The organism is Paraburkholderia sp. 22099, from assembly GCF_052045835.1.
Taxonomy (GTDB): Bacteria; Pseudomonadota; Gammaproteobacteria; order Burkholderiales; family Burkholderiaceae; genus Paraburkholderia; species Paraburkholderia terricola.
Genome location: NZ_JBQEPU010000019.1, coordinates 78,346 through 104,474, shown reverse-complemented (window position 1 = coordinate 104,474; position 26,129 = coordinate 78,346). Strand labels below are relative to the sequence as shown.

At 63.6% G+C, this 26,129-nt stretch carries 23 protein-coding genes and 1 tRNA gene; 8 read left to right on the top strand and 16 right to left on the bottom strand.

The window, feature by feature from the left end:
* Positions 1-34 precede the first annotated feature (34 nt).
* Positions 35-1,351: an MFS transporter gene (locus ACTJLC_RS19220; protein WP_073431464.1), complete on the top strand. Its 1,317-nt coding sequence runs from the start codon at positions 35-37 to the stop codon at positions 1,349-1,351.
* A 66-nt stretch (positions 1,352-1,417) separates the two neighbouring features.
* Entirely contained in the window at positions 1,418-2,665 is a 1,248-nt protein-coding gene (locus ACTJLC_RS19215; RefSeq protein ID WP_073431444.1) for a metal-dependent hydrolase family protein, read from the top strand.
* A gap of 434 nt (positions 2,666-3,099) precedes the next feature.
* On the opposite strand, the gene ACTJLC_RS19210 is transcribed toward ACTJLC_RS19215, so the two are convergent.
* Positions 3,100-4,290, bottom strand: coding sequence for an MFS transporter (locus ACTJLC_RS19210; RefSeq protein WP_073431465.1), 1,191 nt, complete (start codon positions 4,288-4,290; stop codon positions 3,100-3,102).
* A gap of 242 nt (positions 4,291-4,532) precedes the next feature.
* Here ACTJLC_RS19210 and ACTJLC_RS19205 point away from each other — a divergent pair, with 242 nt between their 5' ends.
* On the top strand, positions 4,533-5,018 hold the full coding sequence (locus ACTJLC_RS19205) for a DUF2569 domain-containing protein (RefSeq protein WP_073431445.1): 486 nt from the start codon (positions 4,533-4,535) through the stop codon (positions 5,016-5,018).
* Positions 5,019-5,040: 22 nt separating this feature from the next.
* On the opposite strand, the gene ACTJLC_RS19200 is transcribed toward ACTJLC_RS19205, so the two are convergent.
* Genes ACTJLC_RS19200 through ACTJLC_RS19175 form a run of 6 tightly spaced genes read right to left on the bottom strand, consistent with a single transcriptional unit; the run spans position 5,041 to position 10,914 of the window.
* Complete coding sequence (locus tag ACTJLC_RS19200; RefSeq protein WP_073431466.1) at positions 5,041-5,868, bottom strand: phosphodiesterase; 828 nt, start codon at positions 5,866-5,868, stop codon at positions 5,041-5,043.
* Positions 5,869-5,919: 51 nt separating this feature from the next.
* Positions 5,920-6,966 (bottom strand): ABC transporter ATP-binding protein, encoded by a 1,047-nt coding sequence (locus ACTJLC_RS19195; protein ID WP_073431446.1) that lies wholly within the window; start codon positions 6,964-6,966, stop codon positions 5,920-5,922.
* A complete protein-coding gene (locus ACTJLC_RS19190; RefSeq protein WP_073431467.1) occupies positions 6,963-7,868 on the bottom strand; it encodes an ABC transporter permease in 906 nt (301 codons plus the stop codon). Before ACTJLC_RS19190 ends, ACTJLC_RS19195 begins: the two co-directional genes overlap by 4 nt.
* Before the next feature lie 32 nt (positions 7,869-7,900).
* Positions 7,901-8,725 carry an ABC transporter permease gene (locus ACTJLC_RS19185; protein ID WP_073431447.1) on the bottom strand — a complete coding sequence of 275 codons (825 nt, stop codon included), beginning with the start codon at positions 8,723-8,725 and terminating at the stop codon, positions 7,901-7,903.
* Complete coding sequence (locus ACTJLC_RS19180; protein ID WP_073431448.1) at positions 8,722-9,798, bottom strand: ABC transporter substrate-binding protein; 1,077 nt, start codon at positions 9,796-9,798, stop codon at positions 8,722-8,724. The genes ACTJLC_RS19185 and ACTJLC_RS19180 overlap by 4 nt, the downstream gene beginning before the upstream one ends.
* A gap of 60 nt (positions 9,799-9,858) precedes the next feature.
* The gene (locus tag ACTJLC_RS19175; RefSeq protein ID WP_073431449.1) at positions 9,859-10,914 is read right to left on the bottom strand and encodes a substrate-binding domain-containing protein; all 1,056 of its coding nucleotides are present in this window, start codon (positions 10,912-10,914) and stop codon (positions 9,859-9,861) included.
* 179 nt (positions 10,915-11,093) lie between these two features.
* On the opposite strand from ACTJLC_RS19175, the gene ACTJLC_RS19170 reads away from it, so the two are divergent.
* A tRNA-Leu gene (locus tag ACTJLC_RS19170) sits at positions 11,094-11,178 on the top strand.
* Positions 11,179-11,266: 88 nt separating this feature from the next.
* Here ACTJLC_RS19170 and ACTJLC_RS19165 read toward each other — a convergent pair.
* The 8 genes from ACTJLC_RS19165 to ACTJLC_RS19130 all read right to left on the bottom strand — a co-directional run bounded on the left by ACTJLC_RS19165 (position 11,267) and on the right by ACTJLC_RS19130 (position 19,226).
* A complete protein-coding gene (locus ACTJLC_RS19165; protein ID WP_073431450.1) occupies positions 11,267-12,052 on the bottom strand; it encodes a fumarylacetoacetate hydrolase family protein in 786 nt (261 codons plus the stop codon).
* A gap of 93 nt (positions 12,053-12,145) precedes the next feature.
* On the bottom strand, positions 12,146-13,255 hold the full coding sequence (locus ACTJLC_RS19160; RefSeq protein WP_440844879.1) for an alcohol dehydrogenase catalytic domain-containing protein: 1,110 nt from the start codon (positions 13,253-13,255) through the stop codon (positions 12,146-12,148).
* A gap of 127 nt (positions 13,256-13,382) precedes the next feature.
* Entirely contained in the window at positions 13,383-13,916 is a 534-nt protein-coding gene (locus ACTJLC_RS19155; protein WP_073431451.1) for a carboxymuconolactone decarboxylase family protein, read from the bottom strand.
* A 20-nt stretch (positions 13,917-13,936) separates the two neighbouring features.
* Positions 13,937-14,944 (bottom strand): VOC family protein, encoded by a 1,008-nt coding sequence (locus ACTJLC_RS19150; RefSeq protein ID WP_073431452.1) that lies wholly within the window; start codon positions 14,942-14,944, stop codon positions 13,937-13,939.
* 49 nt (positions 14,945-14,993) lie between these two features.
* A complete protein-coding gene (gene eno, locus ACTJLC_RS19145) occupies positions 14,994-16,289 on the bottom strand; it encodes a phosphopyruvate hydratase (protein WP_073431453.1) in 1,296 nt (431 codons plus the stop codon).
* 100 nt (positions 16,290-16,389) lie between these two features.
* The gene (locus tag ACTJLC_RS19140; protein WP_073431469.1) at positions 16,390-16,941 is read right to left on the bottom strand and encodes a cupin domain-containing protein; all 552 of its coding nucleotides are present in this window, start codon (positions 16,939-16,941) and stop codon (positions 16,390-16,392) included.
* 267 nt (positions 16,942-17,208) lie between these two features.
* Complete coding sequence (locus tag ACTJLC_RS19135; protein ID WP_176035723.1) at positions 17,209-18,231, bottom strand: aminoglycoside phosphotransferase family protein; 1,023 nt, start codon at positions 18,229-18,231, stop codon at positions 17,209-17,211.
* 32 nt (positions 18,232-18,263) lie between these two features.
* The gene (locus ACTJLC_RS19130) at positions 18,264-19,226 is read right to left on the bottom strand and encodes a C-terminal binding protein (RefSeq protein ID WP_440844875.1); all 963 of its coding nucleotides are present in this window, start codon (positions 19,224-19,226) and stop codon (positions 18,264-18,266) included.
* 456 nt (positions 19,227-19,682) lie between these two features.
* On the opposite strand from ACTJLC_RS19130, the gene ACTJLC_RS19125 reads away from it, so the two are divergent.
* Positions 19,683-20,852, top strand: coding sequence for a porin (locus tag ACTJLC_RS19125; RefSeq protein ID WP_073431455.1), 1,170 nt, complete (start codon positions 19,683-19,685; stop codon positions 20,850-20,852).
* 78 nt (positions 20,853-20,930) lie between these two features.
* On the opposite strand, the gene ACTJLC_RS19120 is transcribed toward ACTJLC_RS19125, so the two are convergent.
* Positions 20,931-21,842, bottom strand: a complete 912-nt coding sequence (locus ACTJLC_RS19120; protein ID WP_073431456.1) for a LysR family transcriptional regulator — start codon at positions 21,840-21,842, stop codon at positions 20,931-20,933.
* Positions 21,843-21,970: 128 nt separating this feature from the next.
* On the opposite strand from ACTJLC_RS19120, the gene ACTJLC_RS19115 reads away from it, so the two are divergent.
* The 3 genes from ACTJLC_RS19115 to ACTJLC_RS19105 are packed head-to-tail and all read left to right on the top strand — an operon-like array spanning position 21,971 to position 26,125.
* Positions 21,971-23,155 carry an acyl-CoA dehydrogenase gene (locus ACTJLC_RS19115; RefSeq protein ID WP_310129276.1) on the top strand — a complete coding sequence of 395 codons (1,185 nt, stop codon included), beginning with the start codon at positions 21,971-21,973 and terminating at the stop codon, positions 23,153-23,155.
* A gap of 6 nt (positions 23,156-23,161) precedes the next feature.
* On the top strand, positions 23,162-24,400 hold the full coding sequence (locus tag ACTJLC_RS19110) for a CaiB/BaiF CoA transferase family protein (protein ID WP_073431458.1): 1,239 nt from the start codon (positions 23,162-23,164) through the stop codon (positions 24,398-24,400).
* A gap of 60 nt (positions 24,401-24,460) precedes the next feature.
* Entirely contained in the window at positions 24,461-26,125 is a 1,665-nt protein-coding gene (locus ACTJLC_RS19105) for an electron transfer flavoprotein-ubiquinone oxidoreductase (protein ID WP_440844872.1), read from the top strand.
* Positions 26,126-26,129 lie beyond the last annotated feature (4 nt).

Genomic DNA, 26,129 nt, shown 5'->3' with positions numbered 1-26,129 from the left:
CCGCCCGACAGGCAGCCACATGAGGACAGAGACCATGCAAGGAACGCTTTCATCCAACGTCGCATTACCCGTTGACGCGCTCGCGCGGCAGCGGCGCCGCGCCATTATCGCCACCGTGCTCGGCAACGGGCTGGAGTGGTTCGACTTCACGGTGTACAGTTTTTTCGCGGTCATCATCGCCAGGCTGTTCTTCCCGACCGGCAATGAACTGAGCTCGCTGCTGCTTGCCGTCGCCACCTTCGGCGTGGGCTTTTTCATGCGGCCGGTGGGCGGTATCGTGCTCGGCGTGTATGCCGATAAAGTCGGAAGAAAGGCCGCGCTCTCGCTCACCATTCTGTTGATGGCGGGCGGCACCGCGCTCATCGGCATCGCGCCGACCTACGAAAAGATCGGCGTGTGGGCGCCGGTCCTCATCGTAATCGCGCGGCTGCTGCAGGGCTTCTCGGCGGGCGGCGAAATGGGCAGCGCCACCGCCTTTCTCACCGAGTACGCGCCGGCGCACAAGCGTGCTTTCTATTCGAGCTGGATTCAGTCGAGCATCGGTTTCGCCGTGCTGCTGGGCGCCGCGGTCGGCACGTTCGTGACCTCCAGTCTGAGCGCCGATGCGCTGCACTCGTGGGGCTGGAGAATGCCGTTTTTGATCGGCATTCTGATCGGCCCCGTCGGCTATTTCATTCGCAGCCGCATGGATGAAACGCCGGCATTCAGCGCGGTCGCCGAAGAAGCCAAAAGCGATTCACCGCTCGCGGAAGTATTTTGCCGCTTTCCGCGCGAAACCTTCGCGAGCTTTTCGATGGTGATTCTGTGGACCGTGTGCACCTATGTGCTGCTGTTCTACATGCCGACGTATTCGGTGCGGACGTTGCACCTGCCGCAATCCACCGGTTTTTCCGCCGGCATGTTCGGCGGCCTGATGATCATGTGTTTCTCGCCGGTTGTCGGCAAACTGGCCGACCGCTTCGGTCGCCGCGTTTTTCTCTCGGGCGCCGCCGTATCCATCCTGCTGCTCGCATGGCCGATGTTCGCGTACATCAACAGCGCGCCCGGCCTCGCTTCGCTGCTGGTGTTTCAGGGCGTGTTCGGCTTGCTGATCGCCGCTTACACCGGACCGATTCTCGCGGCGTTCTCCGAACTGTTTCCGACCAAGGTGTTGTCCACGGGGCTCTCCGTCGCCTACAACTTCGCGGTGACGATTTTCGGCGGCTTCGCGCCGTTCTTCATCACGTGGCTGATCGCCTCGACCGGCAGCAACATGGCGCCCGCGATCTACGTGATGATCGCGGCGGCCATCAGCCTGACCGGCACGTTCTTCGTGCGCGGCATGGACGACAAGCGCCACGGCCGCGCCTGAAGCGGCGTGTCCGGCCGGGACGGAAAGAGGCCGGACGGATTCCCTCATCAAGTCAGGAAGATAGCAATGAGCATGACGGTAATCAGCGGCGGCAATGTACTCGATCTGGTCCAGGGCGCATGGCTCGAGCATCATCATGTGGTGATCGAAAGCGGCCACATCGTCGAAGTCACCGATCGCCCTGTCGATCTGCCGAACGCGCGCGTGATCGACGCGCGCGACAAGACGGTGATGCCAGGATTGATCGATTGTCACGTACATGTATTGGCTTCGCGCGCGAATCTCGGCACGAATGCAACGCAACCGAACATCCTCACCGCGATTCGTGCGCTGCCGATTCTGAAGGCGATGCTCGCCCGCGGCTTTACGAGCGTGCGCGATGCGGGCGGCGCGGATTGGGGTTTGACGCAAGCGCTGGAAAGCGGCCTGATTCCGGGGCCGCGCATTTTTCCGTCGGGCAAGGCGCTGTCGCAAACCGGCGGCCACGGCGACTTTCGCGCACGCGGCGACATGCTCGAACCCTGTTCATGTTGCTTTCGCGCCGGGGCGATCGCGCGCGTGGTCGACGGTGTGGATGCGGTGCGGCTCGCCGTGCGCGAGGAGATTCAGAAGGGCGCGACGCAGATCAAGATCATGGCATCGGGCGGCGTCGCTTCGCCCACCGATCCGATCGGCAACACCCAGTATTCCGAGGATGAAATCCGCGCGATCGTCGCCGAAGCGCAAGCGGCGAATACTTACGTGATGGCGCATGCGTACACCGGCCGCGCGATTTCGCGGGCGATTCGCTGCGGCGTGCGCACGATCGAACACGGCAACCTGGTCGACGAAGCCGCCGCTCGACTGATGCGCGAGCACGGCGCGTTCGTGGTGCCCACGCTGGTCACTTACGACGCATTGGCCAAACATGGCGCCGACTATGGCTTGCCCGCCGACTCCATCGCCAAGGTCGAAACCGTGCGGCAAGCGGGGCGCGACTCCTTGCAGATCTATGCGAAGGCCGGCGTGCCGATGGGTTTCGGTTCGGACCTGCTCGGCGAGATGCATATGTTCCAAAGCGACGAACTGCGGATTCGCGCGGAGGTGCTCGGCAATCTGGAAGCGTTGCGCTCGGCCACCACGATCGCCGCGGAGATCGTCGATCCGAGCGGCCAGCTCGGTGTCGTGAAAGCCGGCGCGATTGCCGACGTGCTGGTGGTGGACGGCGACCCGCTCAAGGATATCGGCGTGCTCACGGGACAAGGCGAGCGTCTCGCGTATGTCTTGCAGCGCGGCGAGGTGGTGAGCGAACGGGGCAGGGTGACGTCGCGTTGAATAGCGTGCGGGCGCGGCGGCGGCATTCATGGCTTCAATGCTCCAGGCGCGCCAGGGGCGAATACACGGATAGTTTCCGATTAACATGTTTCGCTCCCACCAAATCGAACCCCCAACGGCTCGCCCCGACGAAGCACCGCGACGGCGCGCGCGGCGCCGCCGGAAGAATGACTGCTGTGTCACGAACGCGGAGTGTGCGAGAACACGGATTCCAGATGCACCACTACCTCCTCCACGCCAGGGGACCCGCTTAAAAACTAGCGGTGTGAGCCGCTTTCTTTTGCCTACTTTTCTTTGCGGCCGGCAAAGAAAAGTAGGTGCCGCCCCGCACAGGGGCAACGCCAATAGACCACTAACAAATCAAGGAAAGCCCAACACCCCAAAAAAAACAGCATCCAAACAACCGCCCAAGCAGGCAACAAAACCAGAACCAATCACCCCTTGCCGGAAAGCCTCAAATGATTCCAGGCCGCCAGCCCGGCAAACCCAACCCCCGCCACACAAACCCCACCCCATCCAAAACCCGCCCAAACCACGGCCCCGACCCCAGACCCAACCGCACCGCCAATAAAATAAGCCACCATATAAACGGTATTGACCCGACTACGCGCATCAGGCTTGAGCGCATAGATCCGTGACTGATTCGAAATCTGCGCAGCCTGCACCCCGACATCGAGAACGATCACACCGACCACCAACCCCGCGATACTGGCCGCCGACAACCCAAACACAACAAACGAAAGCGCCACGAGCCCAATCGACACGGTGATGATCGCGCGCGGCCCGCGTCGATCGGAAAACTTGCCGGCCAGCGGCGCGGCCATCGCCCCTGCCGCGCCGACGATGCCGAATAGCCCGGCCGCCTGCGGTCCCAGATGAAACGGCGCGCCCGCCAGCAACAACGCCAGCACCGACCAGAAAATGCTGAACGCGGCGAACATCGCCGCACCGGTCAGCGACGCTTCGCGCAGCGCGCGATGCTCGACCACCAGATGCCACATCGAAATCAGAAGCTTGCCGTAGGACAGCGTCGAGGTCGGCTGACTCTTCGGCAGTCTCATGACGATCACGACCGCCAATGCCAGCAACGCGACGACCGACGCGCCGAACACCGCGCGCCAGCCGAGATACTGGGCAATGACGCCAGCGGCCGTCCGCGCCAGCAAAATCCCCAGCAGCAAACCGCTCATCACCGTGCCCACCGCATGACCGCGCTGAGCCGGCGGCGCGAGTTCGGCGGCGAACGGCACCGCCTGCTGCGCGATGGTGGCAAGCACGCCGATCGCGAGGCTCGCGACGATCAGCACGGGCAACGTCGGCGCCGTAGCGGCCGTCACCAACGCGACGCACATGCCCACGATCTGCAACAGGATCAGGCGGCGCCGGTCGAAGCGGTCGCCGAGCGGCGCGAGCAACAGCATGCCGGCCGCGTAGCCGAGTTGCGTGACGGCCGGCACCGCGCCGACCCATGACGCGCTAGTGGGAAAAGACTCACGGAAGTTGTCGAGCAGCGGCTGGTTGTAATAGATGTTCGCGACCGCCACGCCCGCGATGGTCGCGAGCAGTAGCAGCAAGCCGCGCAACGACCTGTCGGAAGCGGAAGTGGAAGCGTCGGAAGTGGACATGAGAGGGGCGATCGACGGACCGGCCCATGCGCGGTCCTCAAGCGTGCCGATCATACCGGAGCACGATGGATCGTGCTGACGGTCGCGGCCGTGCGAGCCGTTCATGTTCGGCTGCGGCTCGCGCGTGACGCGCGCGAAGTAAGGCAATTGAAAAACGTCCGTCGGACAAAAATGAGACGCCGCTTCGGCGGTCGTTCGTAGAATCGGCGCGCGCGATAAATCCCCCCACGTGACCCGACTTCATGACTACAAGCACAAAAACCGAACCGCGGCGAATCGGCGGCTGTCTGCTGATTGCCTTGCTCTGCCTCGCCGCATGGGCGCTGACCACCGCGATCGCGCTGCGCGATCCACTCAAGCTGATGCTCGAATGGGAACTGCTGGCCGTGTTCGCGCGCAGCGAAACGCACGGCTGGTATCGCGCGGTGATGACGATGGTCGGCTGCGACGTGATGATCGGCGCGTTCATCGTCGCGGGCGCCGGTTGGCTGACGCTTCTCGTGTGGCGCAAATCGGCGCGCTTTGCGGTGCAGGTGCAGGCGTGGCTGCTTGCCATCGTCGTCATGCGCACGGGCGCTTATCTGCTCGGCGATTACATGACGCACGTGATCGGCATCGCCATCGCGATTCCACTCGACGGTTTCGTTCAGGCCGTCATCGCAGCCGCGCTCGGGATACCGTATTTCAGGCTGTCCCGGCGCGTTCGTGAGACCTTCGTCAACGCCTGACGGGTTGTGACCGGTTTTACGTTCAATCGATCAACGCGCCTTCGGGCTCGTAGAACGGATACGGGCCATCCGCCTGATCGACATACGCGTGATGCGTGACGATGCCGGTCGCCGGATCGTAGCGATGCAGCGCATACGCGGGCGCTTCCATGACGAATGCCGACGGCGCATCCTCGCGCAGATCGAGCCTGACCTGATGCGCGGGCGCCGGCACGGCGGAGGCGATCGTGCCGCCGAAGCGCACGAACATCGGCCGATGCACATGCCCGCAAATCACCCGCTCCACGTTCGGATGACGCGCGACCAGCGCGGCGAGTCGATCGGCCGCGGCCTGGTCGAGGCGCAGCGCATCCATGTGTCCGATGCCGCAAGCAAACGGCGGATGATGCAGCGCGACCACCGTCGGCTTGCCTCGGGCCGCATCGAGTTGCGTCGCGAGCCAGGCGAGCCGCGCGTCGCACAGCGTGCCCGCGCTTCGACCCGGCACCAACGAATCGAGCGCGATCACGCGCAGCGGTCCGACATCGACCGCGTAGTGCACGAACTCGCCGCCGCTGTGCAACTCCACGCGCTCAGGAAACGCCGCGCGCAATGCGGCACGTTCGTCGTGATTGCCCACGAGCAGGAAGTAGGGAATCTCCAGCGGCGCGAGCAGATGCTTGAGATGCGCGTACTGCTCGGGGTCGCCCTGGTCGACGAGATCGCCGGTCATGATCACGGCGTCGGGACGCGGTTCGAGCGCGTTGAGCGCGGCGACGCAGCGCGCGAGCGCGGCGCCGGTGTCGACACGGCGATAAGCCAGCGCGCCGGGCCGCTTGATATGCAGATCGCTAATTTGAGCCAGCAGCATGGGGATGTCCTTGTGATCGATGCGCGCTGCCACGAGCGCAGCGCGGCTTCATTACGATAGCGCGATCAGCGCGTCCTGCACGATCGAGATGCCGACGGGCGTGCCGCGCGCCAACTCGACGCGGCCCGCGACGTCGATCAGCAAAGCGTCCGGCGCGGCGCCGCCGATCGTCAGGCGGGTGCGTTCGCCGAGAAACGCGGTGCTTTCGACGTTGCCGCGCAACTGCGCATGGGCCGGGTCGGCGAGATACGCATCCTCGGGGCGAAAGAAAATTTCGTGCGCCGAGCTGGCATGCGTCGCGCCCGACGGAAGCGGCACGGCGCCGCCGGTCGTGCTCAGCATGCCGTCGCGCCGTTCGCCCGCCAGCCGGTTGATGGTGCCGACGAACTGCGCGACCGTGCGATTCGCCGGACGATAGTAAATGTCGCGCGGCGAACCGATCTGCTCGATACGCCCGGCGCTCATCACGACGATGCGGTCGCCCAGTTCCATCGCTTCGGCCTGATCGTGCGTCACGTAGACCGTCGTGATGCCCAGTTCGCGCAATAGCGTGTTCATCTCGCCGCGCAACGTGTCGCGCAAACGCGCATCGAGAGCGGTCAGCGGTTCGTCGAGCAGCAGCACGCGCGGTTGCACGGCAAGCGCGCGTGCGAGCGCAACACGCTGACGCTGGCCGCCGGAAAGCTGGTCGATCGGTTTATCCGCGTGCGCGGTGAGGCGCATCATCGCGAGCAATTCGTCGACCCGTTGCCGCGCGGTGTCGGCCGGTACGCGTTTGATCCTGAGACCGTAGCCGATGTTGCCGCGCACGGTCAGGTTCGGAAACAGCGCATAGCTTTGAAACACCATGCCGACCTGGCGCTTTTCGATCGGCAGCGCGGTGACGTCGTCGTCGCCGAACGCGATGCGTCCGCCCGCGTCGGGCGTCTCCAGACCCGCGATCATGCGCAGCGTCGTGGTCTTGCCGCAACCGGAGGGGCCGAGCAACACCAGCGTTTCGCCCGCGCCGATGCGCAGGTCGAGCGGTTCGAGCACGCGTGTGCCGCGAAACGTTTTCGCGCATTGCGTCAGCGCGATGGGAACGGAAGCGAGTTTCATGGCGTGGTCGTTGAAGATGAAGGTGAGACAGCGACGCGTTTCCTCGCCGCGCTGCGCTGGCCGGTTGCATCGACGCCGAGCCATTGCATCGCGACGAGCAGGGGCATCGTCATGATGAAAAACAGAATCGTGTAGGCGCTGCCGATCTCGATGCGCAACGACGCATAGGTATCCGCGAGACCGACCGGCAGCGTCTTGGTGTCGGGCGTGTGCAGCATCCACGTGAGATTGAATTCGCCGATCGAAAGCGTCAGCACCGCGAGCGCGCCGGCGACGATGCCCGGCCGCGCATTCGGCAGCACGATCGTGGTGAAGCGCTGAAAGAAACTCGCGCCGAGGCTCGCCGCGCCTTCCTCGAGCGTGCGCAGATCGCTGCTCGCGCACACCGCGGCGACCGCGCGCACCATGAAGGGCAGCGTGAACACCACATGCCCCACCACAATGAACGCGACGCTCATGCGGAACATCGTGAAGCCGCCATAGACCACCAGCAAGGCGAGGGCGGACGCAAGCCCCGGCAACGCGATCGGCAGCACCAGAAACTCTTCGATGATGCGCGAGAGCCGCGTCTTGCTGCGCGCGAGCACGTAGCCCGCCGGCACGCCGGTGACCAGCGTGATCAGCAGCGTCGCCGCCGCCACTTCGAGCGAGAGAAAAACCGAGCCGTGATACTGCGTCCACACTTCGCCGAGCCAGCGCAGCGTCAGTCCGCTCGATACGCCCTTGAAGTAGTTGACGGTCAGGCCGGCCACGATCGACATCACGACCGGCACGATCAGGAAGGCGCACAGCAGCAGCGTGACGAGCCATTGGCCGGCCGCGAGCCACGTGCGCGAGCCTGGCCACCTGAGTCTCGAATGCGGCTTCGCGGCGCGTGGCAGAGGAGCGGGGATGGAGTTCATCGAAGTCTTGTCGTCGGGTTCGAGAACGCCGCTCATGCGCTGGCCGCGACCGCCGAGCCGGTCACGCTGCGCGCGAACGCCAGCACGGCCCACGTGACGATGCCGAGCACGATGGAGAGGCCCGCGGCCGTCACCATGTTCGCGTTGAGGGTGAACTCGGTGTAGATGGTCATCGGCAGCACGTCGATGTCGGTGGCGAGCGTGAAGGCCGTGCCGAACGCGCCCATCGCGGTCGCGAAGCACACCGCGCCCGCCGCGATCAATCCCGGCGACAGCGCGGGCAACACGATGTCGCGTGTGATGCGCCACGGCGACGCGCCGAGCGAGCGCGCCGCTTCCTCGAGCGACGCATCGAGCTTGGTCGCCGACGCCATCACCGTGACGATCACGCGCGGAATCGAGAAGTACAGATAGCCGAGAAAGAGGCCGCTCATCGAGTACGCGAACACCCAGCGGTCGCCGGTGAGTTTCAGCGAGAGCGCGCCGATCAGCCCCTGACGTCCCGCCAGCATGATGACCATGAAGCCGACCACGACGCCGGGAAACGCCAGCGGAAAGGTCAGCAGCGCGAGCAGCGTGCGTTTCAAGGGAAACTCACGGCGCGCCAGCAGCAAGCCGGCGATCACCGAGAGCACCAGCGTCGCCGCCGTCACGGCCGCGGAGAGCAGCACCGTCGCGCCCAGGCTCGACATGTAGCGCGGATTCGTCAGCATCGCGCGATAGGTGGCGAACGCGTGGCCGTCGCCGCTCAACTGCGCGAGCGCGACCATCGGCAGCAACCAGAACGCGATGAAAACCGCCAGCGCCGGCGCGATCAACGCAATGCGCCAGCGCAGCGGGAACGTGATGTCGTTCAATGCATCACCTGTAGATAACGCTCGCCGAAGCTCGACTGCTTCTCCGCCATCTTGCCGAAGTCGACCGGTTTCGCGCGCGCATACTCGCTCGCGGGCAGGAATTTCGCGGCGGTTTCCGCGCTCATCGCGTTCGCGCGCACCGGGCGCAGATACGCATCGGCCCACAGCTTCTGGCCTTCGTCGGAGAGCACGAAATCGAGCACCTTTCTGCCGTTCGCTTCGTGCGGCGCGCCCTTCACGAGGCTCATCACATACGGCACCGAGATCGTGCCTTCCTTCGGGATCACGAACTCCACGTTCGCGTGATCCTTGTACTTCGCGCGATAGGCGTCGAAATCGTAGTCGAGCAGGATCGGAATTTCGCCCGACATCACGCGTGCGTAGGCGGTTTGCTTCGGCACGATCGGCGCGTTGGCCTTCAGCTTGCGGAACCAGTCGAGGCCCGGCTCGAAGTTGTCGAGCGTGCCGCCGAGCGCCTGGTTCACCGCGACCGCACCCGCATAGCCGACGAACGCGCTCGACGGATCGAGGTAGCCGATCATGCCTTTGTATTCGGGCTTGAGCAGGTCGGCCCACGAGCGCGGCACCGGCTTGCCTTCGAGCGCGTCCTTGTTGACGAAAAAGCCCAGCGTGCCCGAGTGGATCGTGAACCAGTAGCCTTGCGGGTCCTTCATGTTGGCGGGAATGTCGTCCCAGTGCGCGGGCTTGTACGTCTGGATCACGCCCTTGTCCTTCGCCTGGAATGCCGACGAGACGCCGAGGTACACCACGTCGGCGACCGGGCTCTTCTGTTCGGCCATCAGTTGGGCGATCGACTGGCCGGAGTTCTTGTTGTCGAACGGCACGCGAATGCCGGTCTTTTGCTGGATCGCCTTGATCTGGCTCGCCCAGTCGGCCCATTCGGGCGGGCAGTTGTAGCAGATCGCGGTTTCGTCGGCGTGGGCCGCTTGTGGGGCGAGCGTGGCGAGCGCGGCGGTGACGACCATGCCCGCCGAGAACGCCGCGGTCGTGGCGCGCGCGACGCGACGCCAGAGCGGTTTGAGCAACGAAGAGCGTGTGGAAGAGCGGATCACTGCGAGTCTCCTGGAGAGGACGAGAGCGGGTGGTTCAGGGTTGAAATGGGTGAGACGCCGTTATGCGCGCACGGAAATCCGCGCCGGCGTTGTTTCGTTGCGATTCGAAATCGCCGCGATGGTGGCGCCTTCGCGCAAGCTGTGCGGCAGCGTCAGCGCGAGCGGCGTCTCCGCGAATGTCTCGTACCCGCCGGTGACGCGGGCCAGCAAGCGCTGCCACGCGGCGCAGCCGATCTCGCGATTCGGCGCGCAGACGCTCGCCAGCGGCGGCGACAGCAGTTCACCCATCGCGAGGCCGTCGAAGCCGAGAATCGACATGTCGCGCGGAATTTGCAGACGCGCGCGGCGCAGGCCGCGCATGACCACCATCGCGAGCAGGTCGTTGCTGCAAAAGAGGGCGGTGGGCCGGTTCGCGCCGCGGGTCAAATGCGCGAGCACCGACGGCGACAGTTCGTCGGCATTGAAATCGACTTCGAGCGCCGGCGCGGGCGCGAGGCCGGCCTGCTGCATCGCTTGTGCGTAGCCGAGGTGACGCTGGCGCGCGCGGTCGGAGGCGGCCAGCGTGCCGGCGAGCATCAGGATGCGGCGGTGACCGTGGGCGATCAGCATGCGCACGCCCTCGTACGCGGCGAGCCGGTTGTCGACCGAGACGGACGGACGCCGCACCGTGTCGTTATGCATCAGCACGTAGAGCAGGCCGGCGCGGTCGAGTTCGTCGAGCAGCGGGTGCGTGTCGGCGTCGGCCACGGTCAGGATCAGGCCTTCCACGCGGTGTTCGCGCAACGTTTCGATCGCGTGACGCTCGCGCTCGGTGTCGTACTGCGTCGTCATCAGCATGAGCCGGTAGCCTTGCGCCGCCGCGAGTTCGTCGATGCCTTGCAGGCATTCGGCGAACACGGGATTGGCGAGCGTCGGCAGGATCACGCCGATCAGGCGCGTGCGCTCGCCGCGCAATTGGCGGCCCAACGCGCTTGGGCGGAAGTCGAGGGCGTCGATGGATCGGCGCACGGTATCCAGCGTGACGGGGTTCACCGTATGCGGCGCATTGATCGCACGCGAGACAGTGGCGATGGAGAAGCCGGCGTGGGCGGCGACATCTTTGATCGTCGGGGTCATGGCTATCCACTCGGATGTAAACGTTTTCGTGAGCGGATTATCGGAAAGGTTTGTGACTCGCGGATGACTGCGATTTTTATCGTCGCCACGCGGCGAGTGAAACGGACGGCGGTCGACTTCCGCCGGTTTGGTGCGCTCGCCCGGCAATGGTAGAATTCGCGTCCACGCGATCGCACCCTGCCGGGGTGATGAAATTGGTAAACATAGCGGACTTAAAATCCGCCGCTTCACGGCTTGCCGGTTCGAGTCCGGTCCCCGGCACCAGGTAGAACTCCGTCCGATTGCTGGAATTTTTTGAACCCTCGATGCAGCGATGCTTCGAGGGTTTTTCGTTTTCGGAGCCTGGTTTCGTTCAGGAAGCCGCGCTGATCGAGGCGATCACACGGTTGCGCAGCACGCCGATGCCCTCGATCTCCACCTCGATCGTGTCGCCGGGCTTGATGGGGCCGACTCCCGCCGGCGTTCCCGTCATGATGTGGTCGCCGGGAAGGAGCGTCATGTACTTGCTGAGGTAGGCGATCAATGCGGGCACGCCATACACGAGATCGGCGGTGTTGCCGTTCTGGCGCACCTCGCCGTTGACGCGGGTGAGCAGACGAAGGTTCGACGGATCGATATCCGTCTCGACCACGGGACCGATGGGCGCGAACGTGTCGTAGCCTTTACCCATGAGCAGACAGCCGTACTCGCTCTCGCGGCGCTGCAACACCCGGTCGCTGACGTCGTTGCCGCATGTGTAGCCGAAGACGTAACGCAGTGCCTCGCTTTCGGAAACATGGCGCGCTTCCTTGCCGATGATGACCGTCAGCTCCCCCTCGAAATGAATGTTCTCGCCGTCGGGCGGATAGACGATGGCTTCGTCCGGGCCGATCACCGTGGTGCTGGGTTTCATGAACAGCACCGGAACCGTGGGCGTGCTTTTGCCGACTTCCTGCGAATGCGCGCGGTAGTTGTAGCCGAGACCGAAAACGCGAGGGCGGTGAAACGGGCTCAACACGCGAACCGATTCGAGCGTGTCGACATGACCGGAAGGATGCAGTCCTTCGAGCGGCGAGCGCTTCAGTCGCTGAATATTTCCGTCGCTGCCGAGGATGCCGTAATGCTCATTGCCATCAATCGAATATCGCGCGATTTTCATGGGTTTTTACCGGGTAGGAAGCGGATCGAAACTTGCGCGAGCCGGTGTGCGACCGCGGGCGCAGTCGCACTTCCGGTCACGCAGTGAAGCTAGTCAGGGAAGGACGACATAGTTGCTGAAGCCGCCGTCGCGATCCTTCAGACCGGAGATCGCCTCGTTGACGCGTTCGAGCGGGAACCGACGATGTTCGAGATACGACAGGTCGATTGCGCCGGTGCTCACCATGTCGGCCATTTCCTGACCCTGTGCGGTCGTGAACCAGTTCGATCCGATGATCTGCACCTGCTCGTCCATCAGCCACTTCACGTCGATCGGCAGGTCGTCGGCCACGCCGCCCACATTCACCACCCTGCCGCCGCGCCGAACGCCCTTCATGGAATCGAGCATGGTGGCCGCGGGCGCCTTGGCGCCGAGCGCACTGATCACGAAGTCCACGCCTTCACCGCCCGTCAGCGACCTGGCCCATTCGCCCGTCGAGCCTTCGCCGAGCTGCGTCACCTCGATGCGCTCCGGCGCGAGCGCCTTCACACGTTCGAGCAGCGCTGCGCCACGGCCCGTGCCGAGAATGCGCGACAAGCCCATGGCGAGGCCCAGCACCGTTGCGGCCACGCCGAGCGTGCCCGTGATGCCGTCTATGAGGGCGACCTGGCCCGGACCCGCGGCGGCGTTTTTCAGCGCACCGTACGAGGTGCCCAGATAGCCGAACCGGCCGGCCTGCTCGAAGCTCATGTTATCGGGGAGGTTGACGATCGCATATTCGGGCGCGGTCATGTATTCGCTGAAGCCGCCATACGGGTAAAGATCGAAAATGCGTTGACCGTCGCGGCTCGTGCTGAAGTAGCCGTTCAACGTGTAGTACCGGCATTCGCTGCGCCGGCCGGCGCGGCATGCCTTGCACGATCCGCATGAACGCAACGGGCTCACATAGACGCGATCGCCCGGCTTGACGTTGAGCACCGCTTCGCCGACCTCTTCGACGACCCCGGCAGGGTCCAGACCGAAGATAGCGGGAAACTTCGGCAGCGGCTGATGCGGAAACCAGCTCGGCCAGTTATTGATGACGTTGCCCATGTTCGGCACGATTCCGCATGCCTTGACTCGCACGAGAACATCGGTGGGTCTCGGTTTCGGCACCGGAATGGTATCGAGCGTCATCGGAGTGTGAAGAGCATGCAGCCGCGCTGCAACCATCGTTCGTTCCATACGTTCCTCTTTCTCTGTGAAGACTTCCGCGGTATCCGCCATTCCGTGCGGAAGTACCACGCATTGCTTTGGACAGCGGCCGGTTCGGTGCAGCCGGTCTGTTTGTCGATCCGGGCCGGGCTTTCTATCAGCGATAGCTCTCCTCGAGTTCGATCGCGAGTGCGCCCATGATGCGCACGCCGGAGTTGTACCAGGCGATGTTCAATGCGAGCTCGACGCGTTGCTGATCGTTCAGGAACGGCACGATCCGGTTCCAGGTCTTGTCGCTGACGTCGACCTTCAGCGTCGACTCTTTCGCGACCGCCATCACCGCACGTTCTTCCTCGGTGAACAGGGGCGAGGTTTCGAAGTCGGGGATCGCGTTCAGTTGCCCGGCACTGATGCCCGCCTTCAGCCCATGCGACTGGTGATGCGCGATTTCGTATTGGGAGCCGGTGCAGTGTCCGACGGTCAGAATCGCGAGTTCGCGCAACTTCGGGCTGATCGACGACGCGCGGATCGCGTTCGCGTAGGAAAGGAACTGATCGAGAATCCGCGGTGCGTGCGCGAGCGCGCAGAAGATGTTCGCCGTGGGTACTTTCCGCTCCTGTTCGAGCCGGTCGAAGAGGGCGTCGTCGACGCCTGCGAGGTCCGAACGCTGAAGGTATTTGACGCGTGCCATAGTGGTTATTCCTTGCGCTATCAGCTTTTTGCAAGCCGGTTCTGAATGTAGGTTTCGAGCGTCGTGGGACGCGGCTTGTTGGCTGTTTCGATCAGTTCGGCTCCTTCGAACCGCGAGGCCTCGAAGTACCAGCGGTGCTCCGCCGGCAGACCCCAGCGCACGCTGGTGCTTAGCGAAGCGGCATCCCAGCGGACCGGCTCGATTTCGATGTCGATGGTCTGGTAATGACCGTCGCACAGTTCGACGCGGTGACCATCCGGGTCGCGCAGATAGACGAACAGCATGCCGCCGGGGCCGTGGCGGCCCGGTCCGCGCTCCACTTCATGCGCGTGGCCGTAGATGCCCGCGAGGTCGCACGCGGTGAAGATGTCGTGCGATTCGGGCACGATGTACGCGAAGTGATGCATGCAGGGTCCGTCGTTCTCGACGATAGCCAGATCGAGGCACGTGCCTTTGCGATACATGAAGGCGCCGAGCAGCCGCTCGCCGTGCGCGAGATACTCGGAGTTGCGAAAGCCGAGCCTGCTATAGAACGCACACGATTCGTAGGTGTTCGGCGAGAAGATCTGGAAATGATCGATGCGCTGCGCGTGTGCGCCCTTGAACAGGTTGCGCTCGAGATAGAGACGGGGACGCGTTTCCATCTGCGCGCACAATTCGATCTTCGTGCCGAACGGATCGGAGACATGCAAGGTTCTGCCTTGATGCGCGACTTCGGCCCATTCGGCGGGAAGCCCTTCTTCCTTGAAGAACTGATAGGCAAGATCCAGGTCTTCTTCGAGGAAAACGCGAAAGCCGATCCGCTTGCAGATGGGTGCGTTGCTGTCGGCCTGCACGAGCACCAGACTATGGTGGCAGGCTTCGGACAGGCCGCGCAGATAGCACGTGTCGGCGGTTTGCTCCGTCACGACGAGGCCGACGATGTCGACATAGAAGTCCCGGCTTTTCGCCAGGTCGGCAACGTTCAATACGATATGGCTGGCGCGCGTGATATTGAACGGCGGCCGGTGATTGACAGCAGGCAGCATGATGACCTCTCGATTGTTGATGGCGAGCTTTCGGCGACGGTACGACGATTCACATCGCGCGATGAATGAAGGGCAGCGCGGACCATCCGCTGAATTGCGCCTGCCGTCCCAGCGCTTCCTCGATTCGCAATACCTCGTTCCACTTGGCCATGCGTTCCGACCGCGAGAATGAACCGACCTTGAGTTGACCCGCGTCCCAGCCGACCGCCAAATGCGCAATGGTGACGTCTTCCGTTTCGCCGGATCGCGCCGACACGATCGTGCCGAATCCGGCTGTCTTGCCTGCTTGCAGCGCCTCGTAGGCCTCGGTGACGGTGCCCGCCTGATTCGGCTTGATGAGCACGGCATTGAGCGCGCCGTCCGTTGCGGCGGTTCTGACCCGGTCCGCGTTGGTGACGAGAAAGTCGTCGCCGATGATCTGGCAACGCGAGCCGTAGGCTTTCGTGAAGAGCCGGAAGCCTTCGACGTCGTCTTCGGCGAGCGGATCTTCGATCGACAGGATCGGGTAGGTATCCAGCCAGCGCCCCAGCATGTCGATCATTTGCGCGGTGTCGAGCGTGCGGCCGTCGAGCGCCAGCGTGTACGTTCCGTTGCGGCCGAATTCGGACGCGGCGATATCGAGCGAGATGCCGACCTGCTTGCCGGCTTGCAGGCCCGTGTCGGCGATGGCGCGCACCAGCGTGTCGAGGGCGTCTTCGTTGCAGTCGAAGGCCGGCCAGTAGCCGCCTTCGTCCGCCACGCCCTGAAGCTTGCCCGCCTGCTTCATCAACGAGCCGGCGGCGCGGTACACCTCCGCCGTCCACTCCAGCGCCTCGGTGAAGCTGCGCGCGGCGGGGCACATGATCATGAAGTCCTGCACGTCGACGCGGCGCGCCGCGTGTGCGCCGCCTCCGAATATCTGGATCTCCGGCAACGGCAGGCGCACCGCGCGTTCTCCGGCGAGATAGCGCCATAGCGGCTGCGTGCTGGCGGCAGCGGCGGCGTGCAGGACCGCCATTGAAGTGGCGACGATCGCATTGCCGCCCAGACGGCTGCGATTGGGCGTGCCATCCAGGGTGACCAGGCGGGCGTCGATAGCGGCCTGATCGCGGGCATCGGCGCCTTCTAGCGCGCTCGCGATCTCGCCGTTGACCTTCGACAGCGCGTTGGATACGTCGAGGCCGCCGAAGGCGGCGCCGCCGTCGCGCAAGTCGAGCGCTTCTCCGCTGCCGGTCGAAGCGCCCGCGGGCGCGATCGCGCGACCGCTCATGCCGCCGTGCAAGGCGACTTCGACTTCCACTGTCGGACGGCCGCGCGAGTCCCAGACGCGTCGGCCGCGTACATGGGCGATCGTTGATTCAGTCATAAGGAATGTCTACCTCGTTGGTGGTTGATTTGTGCGGTTGATTTGTATGGTCGATTCATGTCCTTGCAGCGCGCGGAGCGTTCGCAACGTCGAGCCGCGGTCACGTGCTGCCGCGCGCTCCGATCAGAACGAAGGCCAGCGTCGCGGGACGGTCGCTTTTGTTTCGCCATGCATGACGGGTTCCGTTCTGCACGACGACGTCATGCTTGCGCAGCAGCTCCGCGCGTCCCTCGTCGAGTTCGAGCCAGATTTCGCCGTCGAGAACGATGCCGTAATCGACGGTCGGGGTCGCGTGCATGCCGTCCTCCTCGAAAAGCTCCGCAAGCCCAGGGCTGATCGCGAGGTTTTCAGCGGCCGCTGCCTGCGGGTCGAAATCGGGTGCAAGGAACACGCTATCCGGAGGAAACGTCACGATGAGAAAGCGCGTGCCCGCCGCTGCGGGGACGAACGTGGCGACAGCGGGGGTGGGGTCCGTGCCGTCGAAAGGAATGGCTTGCGCCGGTTCCGTTGCCCAGACAAGACGGGAGACCATGCCGGGGATGTGCCGGTATGCGTCGGAGCGCGGCGGCGGCGAATCGAGTGCGACTGTCGATGCGCCGCTTGCGTCGTGGCCGGTGACGATGCGGCGAAGCGCTAGCGGCACGTCGCCCATGATCGGGGCCTCGAACCGGAGGGGATCGGCGTTGACGTCTTTCACGATGTCTCCTGTTTTTGCTAACGTTCGCACAAATTGTGGCAAACGCTGCGGTGCATTGTCAATAGGGAATTTAAGGCGGTTTTTCTTGCTAAATGCTCAAACCGGCACGCTCGGCAAGGCTTTTGATCGTGCGAAAAGGACAAACGTTAGCAGGGCGGATGCGGCGCCTGCGCGTCGAGTCGCATACGAGTCGCCAACGCAGCGACGCTCTCCGCTACCCTCTCAGGATTGTCGCGACTCGATCTCTTCCAGCCATGCTTGCGCCACTTGATAGAGATATTCCACCGGCTGCAGCAGCAGCCGGGTGGCAACCGCGCGGACGTGGTCGCGTTGCGCGTCATCGGTCAGATACTCGACCGGCGATTTGCCGTCGACGCGCGCGAGGAGCAAAGCGGGCAACAACTCGGCCGTGCGCGCCTCGAGCGCCGCGCGCAGTTCCCAGTCCGCTTCGTCGAAATAGGCTTCGGTCAGCGCCTTGAACGAAGCGATCAGCGCTTCCCGCCGATCGGGACGGGCGAGGCACTTGAGCAGCAGATGGTTCAGGCAGAACGCCAGGTCGAAGGCCGGGTCGCCGAACCACGCGCATTCGGCGTCGAGCAATACCGGCCCCCTGGGGCCCACGAGAATGTTCTTCGGACTCACGTCGCCGTGCACGAGCGCCGTGCGTATGCTCGCGGTGCGCCCGGCCAGATAGCGCAGCTTCGATTCGAGTTTCGGATGATGCCGCGATGTGGCGATCAGGTAAGGATCGAGACGCAGCGCCTGAAAATTGTCGAGCGTGTCGAACCTGTCGCGCAGCTCCGCATCGTCGGCGCTGACTGCGTGCAGATGCCCGACCAGCCGTCCGACGGCGCGGGCCGTGTCCGCTTCGACCTCCCCGTGCAGCAGTTGCTGCTTCCACACGGGATGCGCCGACGGCGCGAGAAACGACATGGCGAACACCCCGAGCCTGGCGTCGTGCGCGAGCGGAACCGGCACGTTGTCGGGGCGATGCCGCGCGGCAAATTGCATCCAGGCCCATTCGTCGGCGTTGCGCGACACCGGCGCTTGCCAGCTTGCCGATACCTTCAGCGTGGAGAGCGCGCGCTTCACGCACAGTGAGCCCGCGGCAACATCGACACGCCATATGTCGGACGAAACGCCGCCGGTGAGCGGGTGCCAGGCGGCCGCTTCGTCCTTGTGCGCGAGTTCGTGTTCGACGAGAAACGCATCGAGTTGCGGGTCGGGGCTATTGAATTGCGTCATCACGAGTGGTTGAAATGAAACGGTTGAAGCGGTCAGGCCGCCGGCGAATTGCATGGATTGCGCGGCGCTTCGCCGCGCAGTACCCGCACGACTTCTTCGGTAGCTCGTCTGCGAAGTTCCAGCAAGGATGCGTCTGACGAAAACGCGACGTGGGGCGTCAACATCGCGCCGCGTTGGCGCAGCAGTTCATCCGGAACGCGCGGCTCGGAGTCGAGCACGTCGAGCCCTGCGGCGGACAGTTGCCCGCTTTGCAGCGCTTCGATAACGGCATCCGTATCGACGATGCCGCCGCGGCTCACGTTGATCAGCAGACTGCCGCAGCGCATTTTCGCTATTCGCTCGCGGTTGATGAGGTGGCGCGTGCCGTCGGTGAGCGGCGCATGCACGATCACGATGTCGCTGTTGGCGAGCAGTTCGTCGAGCGCCACGGCTTGCACGCCCGCCACCGGCTCGCGCAGGAAAGGATCATGCGTCAGCAGCCGGCAGCCGAACGCGCCGAGCTTGCGCGCCGTGGCGCGCGCTATGCGGCCGAAGCCGACCAGCCCGCAAGTAAGCGCGCCCAGGCGGCGAAGACGGGCATCGGCGGGAGACCAGCGCCCGGCATGCACTTCACGATCGAAAATCACCAGCCCGCGGGTCCATGCAAGCGCGAAGCCGACCGCATGATCGGAGACTTCGTCGACGCAATAGTCCGGCACGTTCGTGACGAAAATGCCGCGGGCGGTGGCCGCATCCACGGCGATGTTGTCGAGCCCTACGCCAAGCCTTGCAACGATCTTCAGCCGTGAGGAAGCCGCGATGGTTTCGACCGACACCGGCGCCCAGCACGTCAGGATCGCGGAAGGCAGATGCTCGCGGGCCAGCGCTTCGATGCCGGACGCGGGCAAGGGAGCGGCCGGTCCGCTGACTAGCCGCATGCCGGCGGATTCGACGATCTCGCGCTCGACGCTATCGTCGGGCCACGCATAGTCGGTGAGGAAGACTGTATCGATCATGGAACTGGGCCTGATGGTGAACGGAATGACCGCGTGGTTCGCGGGACCCCGCGAACCTTGCCTGATTGCACTAACGTTAGCATAGCAATCATGCAGTGCCAAGCCGTGGTTCGCCTGGGTGGCGTAGCCTAAGGCACGAAAATTCAGTAAAAACCCTTGATTCATGGAGTCAAATACCGGATTGACATGCCGGAAAGCGGCAACTAGACTCAATCCGTCGATGCTAACGTTCGCGCTACAGAGGCACAGATCGCAAGCCGACTCGATGGCCCGCTCGATCTTTCAATGAGCCGACAGCGATCGCTGGTACGACCAAAGGGCGAAGGCGTCGACGTGTGCGCCAATAAAAGACCTGTTCAGAATCAGGCGACGCCTGCATGGCGTTCGGTGCCACGCCTTTGAAAAATGCAGCACCCGCAGAAAAACCTAAATATCACGACTGGCAGGAGACAACGAATGAAGAGGCTTCTTGTACCCGCGATTTGCGGCTGCATAGGTGCGGCCGCACATGCGCAGAGTTCGGTCACGCTCTATGGGCTGATCGACAATGGCGTGTCGTACGTCAGCAATCAGCGCACGGCGAGCGGTGCGGGTCACAGCAACGTTTTTGCATCTCAGGGAAACATCGTCGGCAATCGATGGGGGCTGACCGGGAGCGAGGATCTGGGCGGCGGCCTGCAAGCGATCTTCAAACTGGAAAACGGCTTTACGGGAACCAACGGTGGTCTCCAGCAGGGCGGGCGCCTGTTTGGCCGACAAGCGTGGGTCGGCATGTCCAGTTCGTATGGCGCGCTCACGCTGGGCCGTCAGTATGATTCGGTGGTGGACTATCTTGCGCCACGTAGTGTCGCGCAGAGCTTCGTGGGCGGGCTCGAATTCATGCACCCGATGGACAACGACAACTTCGGCGATTTCTTCCGGCTCGATAACGCCGTCAAATTTGCGAGTCCGGACATCCACGGTCTGAAATTCGGCGGCCTGTACGCGTTCTCGAACAAGGCGGGCGATTTCGCCGACAATCGTGCGTTCAGTGCCGGCGCGACTTACAACCACGGTCCATTCACGGTAAGCGCGGCATACATGCGCATCGACAATCCGGGGGACGGAGCGGCGGGCGCGCTCGACGGTTCGTCTACGTCTGGTGACGCCACGTTCCATGCGGCGCGACAGCAGGTATGGGGCGTCGGCGGCGCTTATGTGATTGGCCCGGCAACGCTGGGGCTGGTGTGGAGTCACTCGCATTACGACAATACGACGGCCGTGTACCGCGGCAGCACGCTGGCGCCCGCCGCCACCAGGTCGCCCACGGATCTTGGCTTCGACAACTTTGAAGCCAATATCCGCTATCTGATCAATCCGGCATGGGTGGTCGCGGCCTCGTACACCTTCACGGACGGTTCGTATTCCAACGCGTCCCTGCATGCGAAGCCGCGCTGGAACCAGTTCAATCTGATGACTTCGTATTCGCTTTCAAAACGCACCGACGTTTACCTGATGGCCGAATATCAGCATGTCACGGGTGCGGCGGGGACGATTTTCAGCGGTGCGTTCATTGGCGGAAGTGGCGGCCCTTCGTCGACGAACCGGCAATTCCTCACGAGTGCGGGACTGCGCGTCAAGTTCTGACCATCGTCGCGAACGGATGGCTGTCGCCGCTCGCGCGACCCATCCGTGCGACAGATACGGGACTCGATCGCCCGAACTTCAGTCGAGCCCCATGGTTCGCCGATATTGCTTCGCCTGGTCGGCAATCCATGCTCCGAACACTACCAGGGCCGAATCGCCGGCTTTGCGCTCGGGGTAGATCAGGTGATAGGAGCGGCCACTCGAGTACTCGTGCTTAGCCACCTGGATCAGAACGCCGCGTTCCAGTTCGTCCTCGATGAGCAGGCGCGGGATCAGCGCGATGCCGATACCATGAATCGCCGCTTCCGCGAGCATGGAAAACAATTCCAGCTTCGGCCCCGACATATCGCCTTCCACCTGCATGCCGCGCGATGCGAACCAGTCACGCCATGCGTACGGACGCGTGCTCTGCTGTAAAAGCGGGTAACGCCGCCAGTCCGACGCCGTCAAGCGTGTGCGCGGCGCGATCAGCGTTGGGCTGCACACGGCGATCAGACTTTCGCGCATCAGAAAGAGCCCTTCCGATCCCGGCCAGATCGCGGCGCCCGCGTGAATTGCCGCGTCGAATCCGGTGTCGTCGAAGAGAAACGGACGAGTCCGTGTCGTGAGATTGACGGTGATATCCGGTTGCTCCGCGATAAAAAGCGGCAATCGGGGGAGCAGCCACTTTGTCGCGAACGTGGGCACCACGGCGAGTTCGAGCGTGCCGCCGTGGCCGCCCTTGGCCATGAGTTCGAGCGTGTCCTGTTCCACTTCATTCAGACGCGACGCCACTTTTTTGCTGTAGATCTGTCCGGCCTCGGTCAGGCTCACGCCGCGGCGATCGCGGCGAAAAAGCTTCACGCCGAGAAAATCTTCCAGCGAACCAATCTGCCGACAAATCGCGCTTTGCGTGACCGCGAGTTCGTCCGCGGCCTTCGTAAAGCTTTGGTGGCGCGCGGCCGTTTCGAATGCGGATAGCGCTGCTGTCGAAGGGATCTTTCTGCGCATGCTCGTGACTCGCCGGTATTGTCGATGACCTGTGCGATTTTCGCACAGGTCAGTGCGAACAAATCGTTTGTCGTGACGCGCATGTGCCGATAAATTCGCGGCATGACAGTTTCTCTAGCGAGTATGAAATGAGTTCGAAGCACAAGCCGTCGTTTCAATGGGATGATCCGTTGCTGCTCGACCAGCAGTTGGCGGAAGAGGAGCGCCTCGTGCGGGAATCGGCGTACGCGTATTGCCAGGAGCGGCTCGCACCGCGCGTGCTCGAAGCTTTTCGTCACGAGTCCACCGACCCGGCCATCTTTCGCGAGATGGGCGAGCTTGGATTGCTCGGCGCGACGATCCCCGAAACATACGGCGGCGCCGGTCTCAACTATGTCTGCTACGGATTGGTCGCGCGGGAAGTGGAGCGCGTCGATTCCGGCTACCGCTCGATGATGAGCGTGCAATCGTCGCTCGTCATGGTGCCGATCAACGAGTTCGGCAATGAAGCGACGCGCCAGAAATATCTGCCGAAACTCGCGAGAGGCGAATGGATCGGCTGCTTCGGCCTGACCGAGCCGAATCATGGCTCCGATCCCGGCAGCATGATGACTCGCGCGAAAAAGATCGACGGCGGATATTCGCTGACGGGCAGCAAGATGTGGATCACGAACAGCCCGATTGCCGATGTGTTCGTCGTCTGGGCGAAAGACGACGAAGGCGCGATCCGCGGCTTCGTGCTCGAGAAAGGCTGGAAAGGACTGTCGGCGCCGGCTATTCACGGCAAGGTCGGTCTGCGCGCGTCGATCACAGGCGAGATCGTGATGGATGAAGTGTTCTGCCCGGAAGAGAACGCGTTTCCCGAAGTGCGGGGTCTCAAGGGGCCGTTCACTTGCCTGAACAGCGCACGTTACGGTATTGCATGGGGCGCGTTGGGTGCGGCCGAAGACTGCTGGCATCGTGCGCGTCAGTATGTTCTCGATCGCAAGCAGTTCGGCAGGCCGCTCGCGGCGAACCAGTTGGTGCAGAAAAAACTCGCCGACATGCAGACGGAAATCACGCTGGGTTTGCAGGGGTGTTTGCGCCTCGGCCGCATGAAGGACGAAGGCACCGCGGCAGTCGAGATCACGTCCATCATGAAGCGCAACTCATGCGGCAAGGCACTCGACATCGCCCGCGTCGCGCGCGACATGCTCGGAGGCAATGGCATCAGCGACGAGTTCGGCATAGCACGTCATCTCGTCAATCTGGAAGTGGTCAACACCTATGAAGGCACGCACGATATTCATGCGTTGATCCTCGGTCGCGCCATCACCGGCATTGCAGCTTTTTGATCGCTTATGAACGAGACTAATCAACAAGGCGCGCTCGCGGGTCTGCGCGTGCTCGATCTTTCGCGCGTGCTGGCCGGCCCCTGGTCGAGTCAACTGCTGGCCGACCTCGGTGCCGACGTAGTCAAGGTCGAACGGCCGGGCAAGGGTGACGATACGCGCGCGTGGGGACCGCCGTGGCTGAACGATGCCGACGATGAGTCGACGGGCGAGTCCGCTTATTACCTGTGCGCGAATCGCAACAAGCGGTCCATCACAATCGATCTGAGCCAGCCGGAGGGACAGCGTCTCGTGAAGGAACTGGCCGGCAAGGCGGATGTGCTGATCGAGAACTTCAAGGTCGGTGGCCTCGGTCAATACGGTCTGGATTACGCGAGTCTCAAGCAACTGAATCCTCGCTTGATCTACTGCTCGATCACGGGATTCGGCCAGACCGGACCTTATGCCGCGCGCGCCGGTTATGACTTTCTGATTCAGGGCATGGGCGGGCTCATGAGCCTCACCGGGCGCGCGGACGGCACCGAAGGCGAAGGGCCGATGAAGGTCGGCGTCGCGGTGACGGACGTCATGACGGGACTGTATGCGACCGTGGCGATTCTCGCCGCACTCGCCCGGCGCGAGCGCTCCGGCGAGGGACAGCACATCGACCTTGCGCTGCTGGATGTGCAGATCGCCTGTCTCGCGAATCAGGCGGCGAATTACCTCGTCGGCGGCGTGATACCTCGACGTATCGGCAACGCCCATCCGAACATCGTCCCGTACCAGGAGTTTCCGACGGCCGACGGCTACATGATCCTCGCGGTCGGCAACGACAGTCAGTTCGCGAGTCTGTGCGCTGTATTGGGCAAACCGGAATGGAGCAGCGACGAACGTTTCTCCACCAATCCGCAGCGGGTGAAGAGCAGGGACGAACTCGTCGCGATGATCCGCTCCGCGACGTTGCGCCGTCCGACGAAGGAATGGATTGCGGTGATGGAAGCGGCGGGCGTGCCGTGCGGCCCGATCAACGATCTCGAAGCGGTGTTCTCGGACCCTCACGTGCAAGCTCGCAACGTGCGCATTGAAATGCCGCATCCGTTGGCGAAGCAGGTGGCGCTGGTCGCGAATCCCATTCGCCTGTCGGAATCGCCCGTGCAGTACCTGCGATCCCCGCCGACATTGGGGCAGCACACCGGCGACGTGCTTCGCGACTGGCTCGAGATGGGCGAAGCGCAGATCGATGATTTACGCCGCACAAAGCTTCTGTAGTCGCGGGGGCATTCCGCTACCTGGTACAGCAGCGGCGCAACCAGCCTGGAACATTGATAAATGAATCTCCCGGAAATCGGCGGCCCGCGCGAGTCGATGGAATACGACGTCGTGATCGTCGGCGGCGGCCCGGCCGGCCTGTCGGCGGCGATCCGCCTGAAGCGGCTGGCGGCTGCGAAAGGCGTCGAGCTTGGCGTGTGCGTGCTGGAGAAAGGCTCGGAGATCGGGGCGCACATCCTCTCGGGCGCGGTGATGGACCCGCGCGCGATCACCGAACTGATTCCCGACTGGAAGGAACAAGGCGCGCCGCTCACGGTGGACGTGACCGAGGACCGCTTCCTGTTCCTCACCGAAACCGGCTCGAAGAGCGTGCCGGGCTGGGCGCTGCCGGATAACTTCAGGAACCACGGCAACTACGTGGTCAGCCTCGCGAACGTCACGCGCTGGCTGGGCGCCATGGCCGAAGCGGCGGGCGTCGAGATCTTTCCGGGCTTTCCGGCTGCCGAGATCCTTTACCACGACGACGGCTCGGTCAAGGGCGTCGCGACCGGCAATCTCGGCATCGGCAAGGACGGCCAGCCCACCGAGAACTTCCAGCTCGGCATGGAGCTGCATGCGAAATACACGCTCTTCTGCGAAGGCGCGCGCGGGCATCTCGGCCGTCAACTGGACGAGAAATTCAGGCTGCGCGACGGCGTCGATCCGCAGGTCTACGGCATCGGCATCAAGGAACTGTGGGAAATCGAGCCGTCGAAACACAAGCCGGGTCTGGTGATGCACACCGCCGGCTGGCCGCTGAACACCGATACCTATGGCGGCTCGTTTCTCTATCACATGGATAACAACCAGGTGGTGGTGGGCTTTGTGGTCGGCCTCGGCTATACGAACCCGTATCTGTCGCCATTCGAGGAATTCCAGCGCTACAAGACGCATCCGGCGATCCGCGGGTTTCTGGAAAGCGGCAAGCGCGTCTCGTATGGCGCGCGGGCGATCACCGCGGGCGGGCTGATGTCGCTGCCGAAGCTGGTGTTCCCCGGCGGCGCGCTCGTCGGTGACGATGCGGGCTTCCTGAACGCCTCGCGCATCAAGGGCAGTCACGCGGCGATCAAGACCGGCATGCTGGCCGCCGAGGCGGCGTTCGATGCGGTGCAGGCCGGCCGTCGGAACGATGAACTCACGGCCTACCCGGAGTCGTTCCGCACATCGTGGCTGCACACCGAACTGCATCGCGCGCGCAACTTCAAGCAGTGGATGAGCAAGGGCCTGTACCTCGGCACGCTGATGGTCGGCATCGAGCAGAAGCTGTTCGGCGGCAACGTGCCGTGGACGCTGCATCACCAGCACGCCGATCACGAGATGCTCAAGCCCGCGTCGCAATGCACGCCGATCACGTATCCGAAACCGGACGGCAAGCTGACGTTCGACCGGCTCTCGTCGGTGTTCATCTCGAACACCAATCACGAAGAGAACCAGCCGGCGCATCTGACGCTGAAAGACCCCACCGTGCCGGTGAACGTGAACCTGCAGACCTATGCCGGTCCCGAAGCGCGCTACTGTCCGGCCGCGGTCTATGAATTCGTGAAGACCGACGACGGCGGCGAGCGCCTCGTGATCAACGCGCAGAACTGCGTGCACTGCAAGACCTGCGACATCAAGGACCCGACGCAGAACATCGTGTGGGTCACGCCGGAAGGCGGCGGTGGGCCGAACTATCCGAACATGTGAGTGA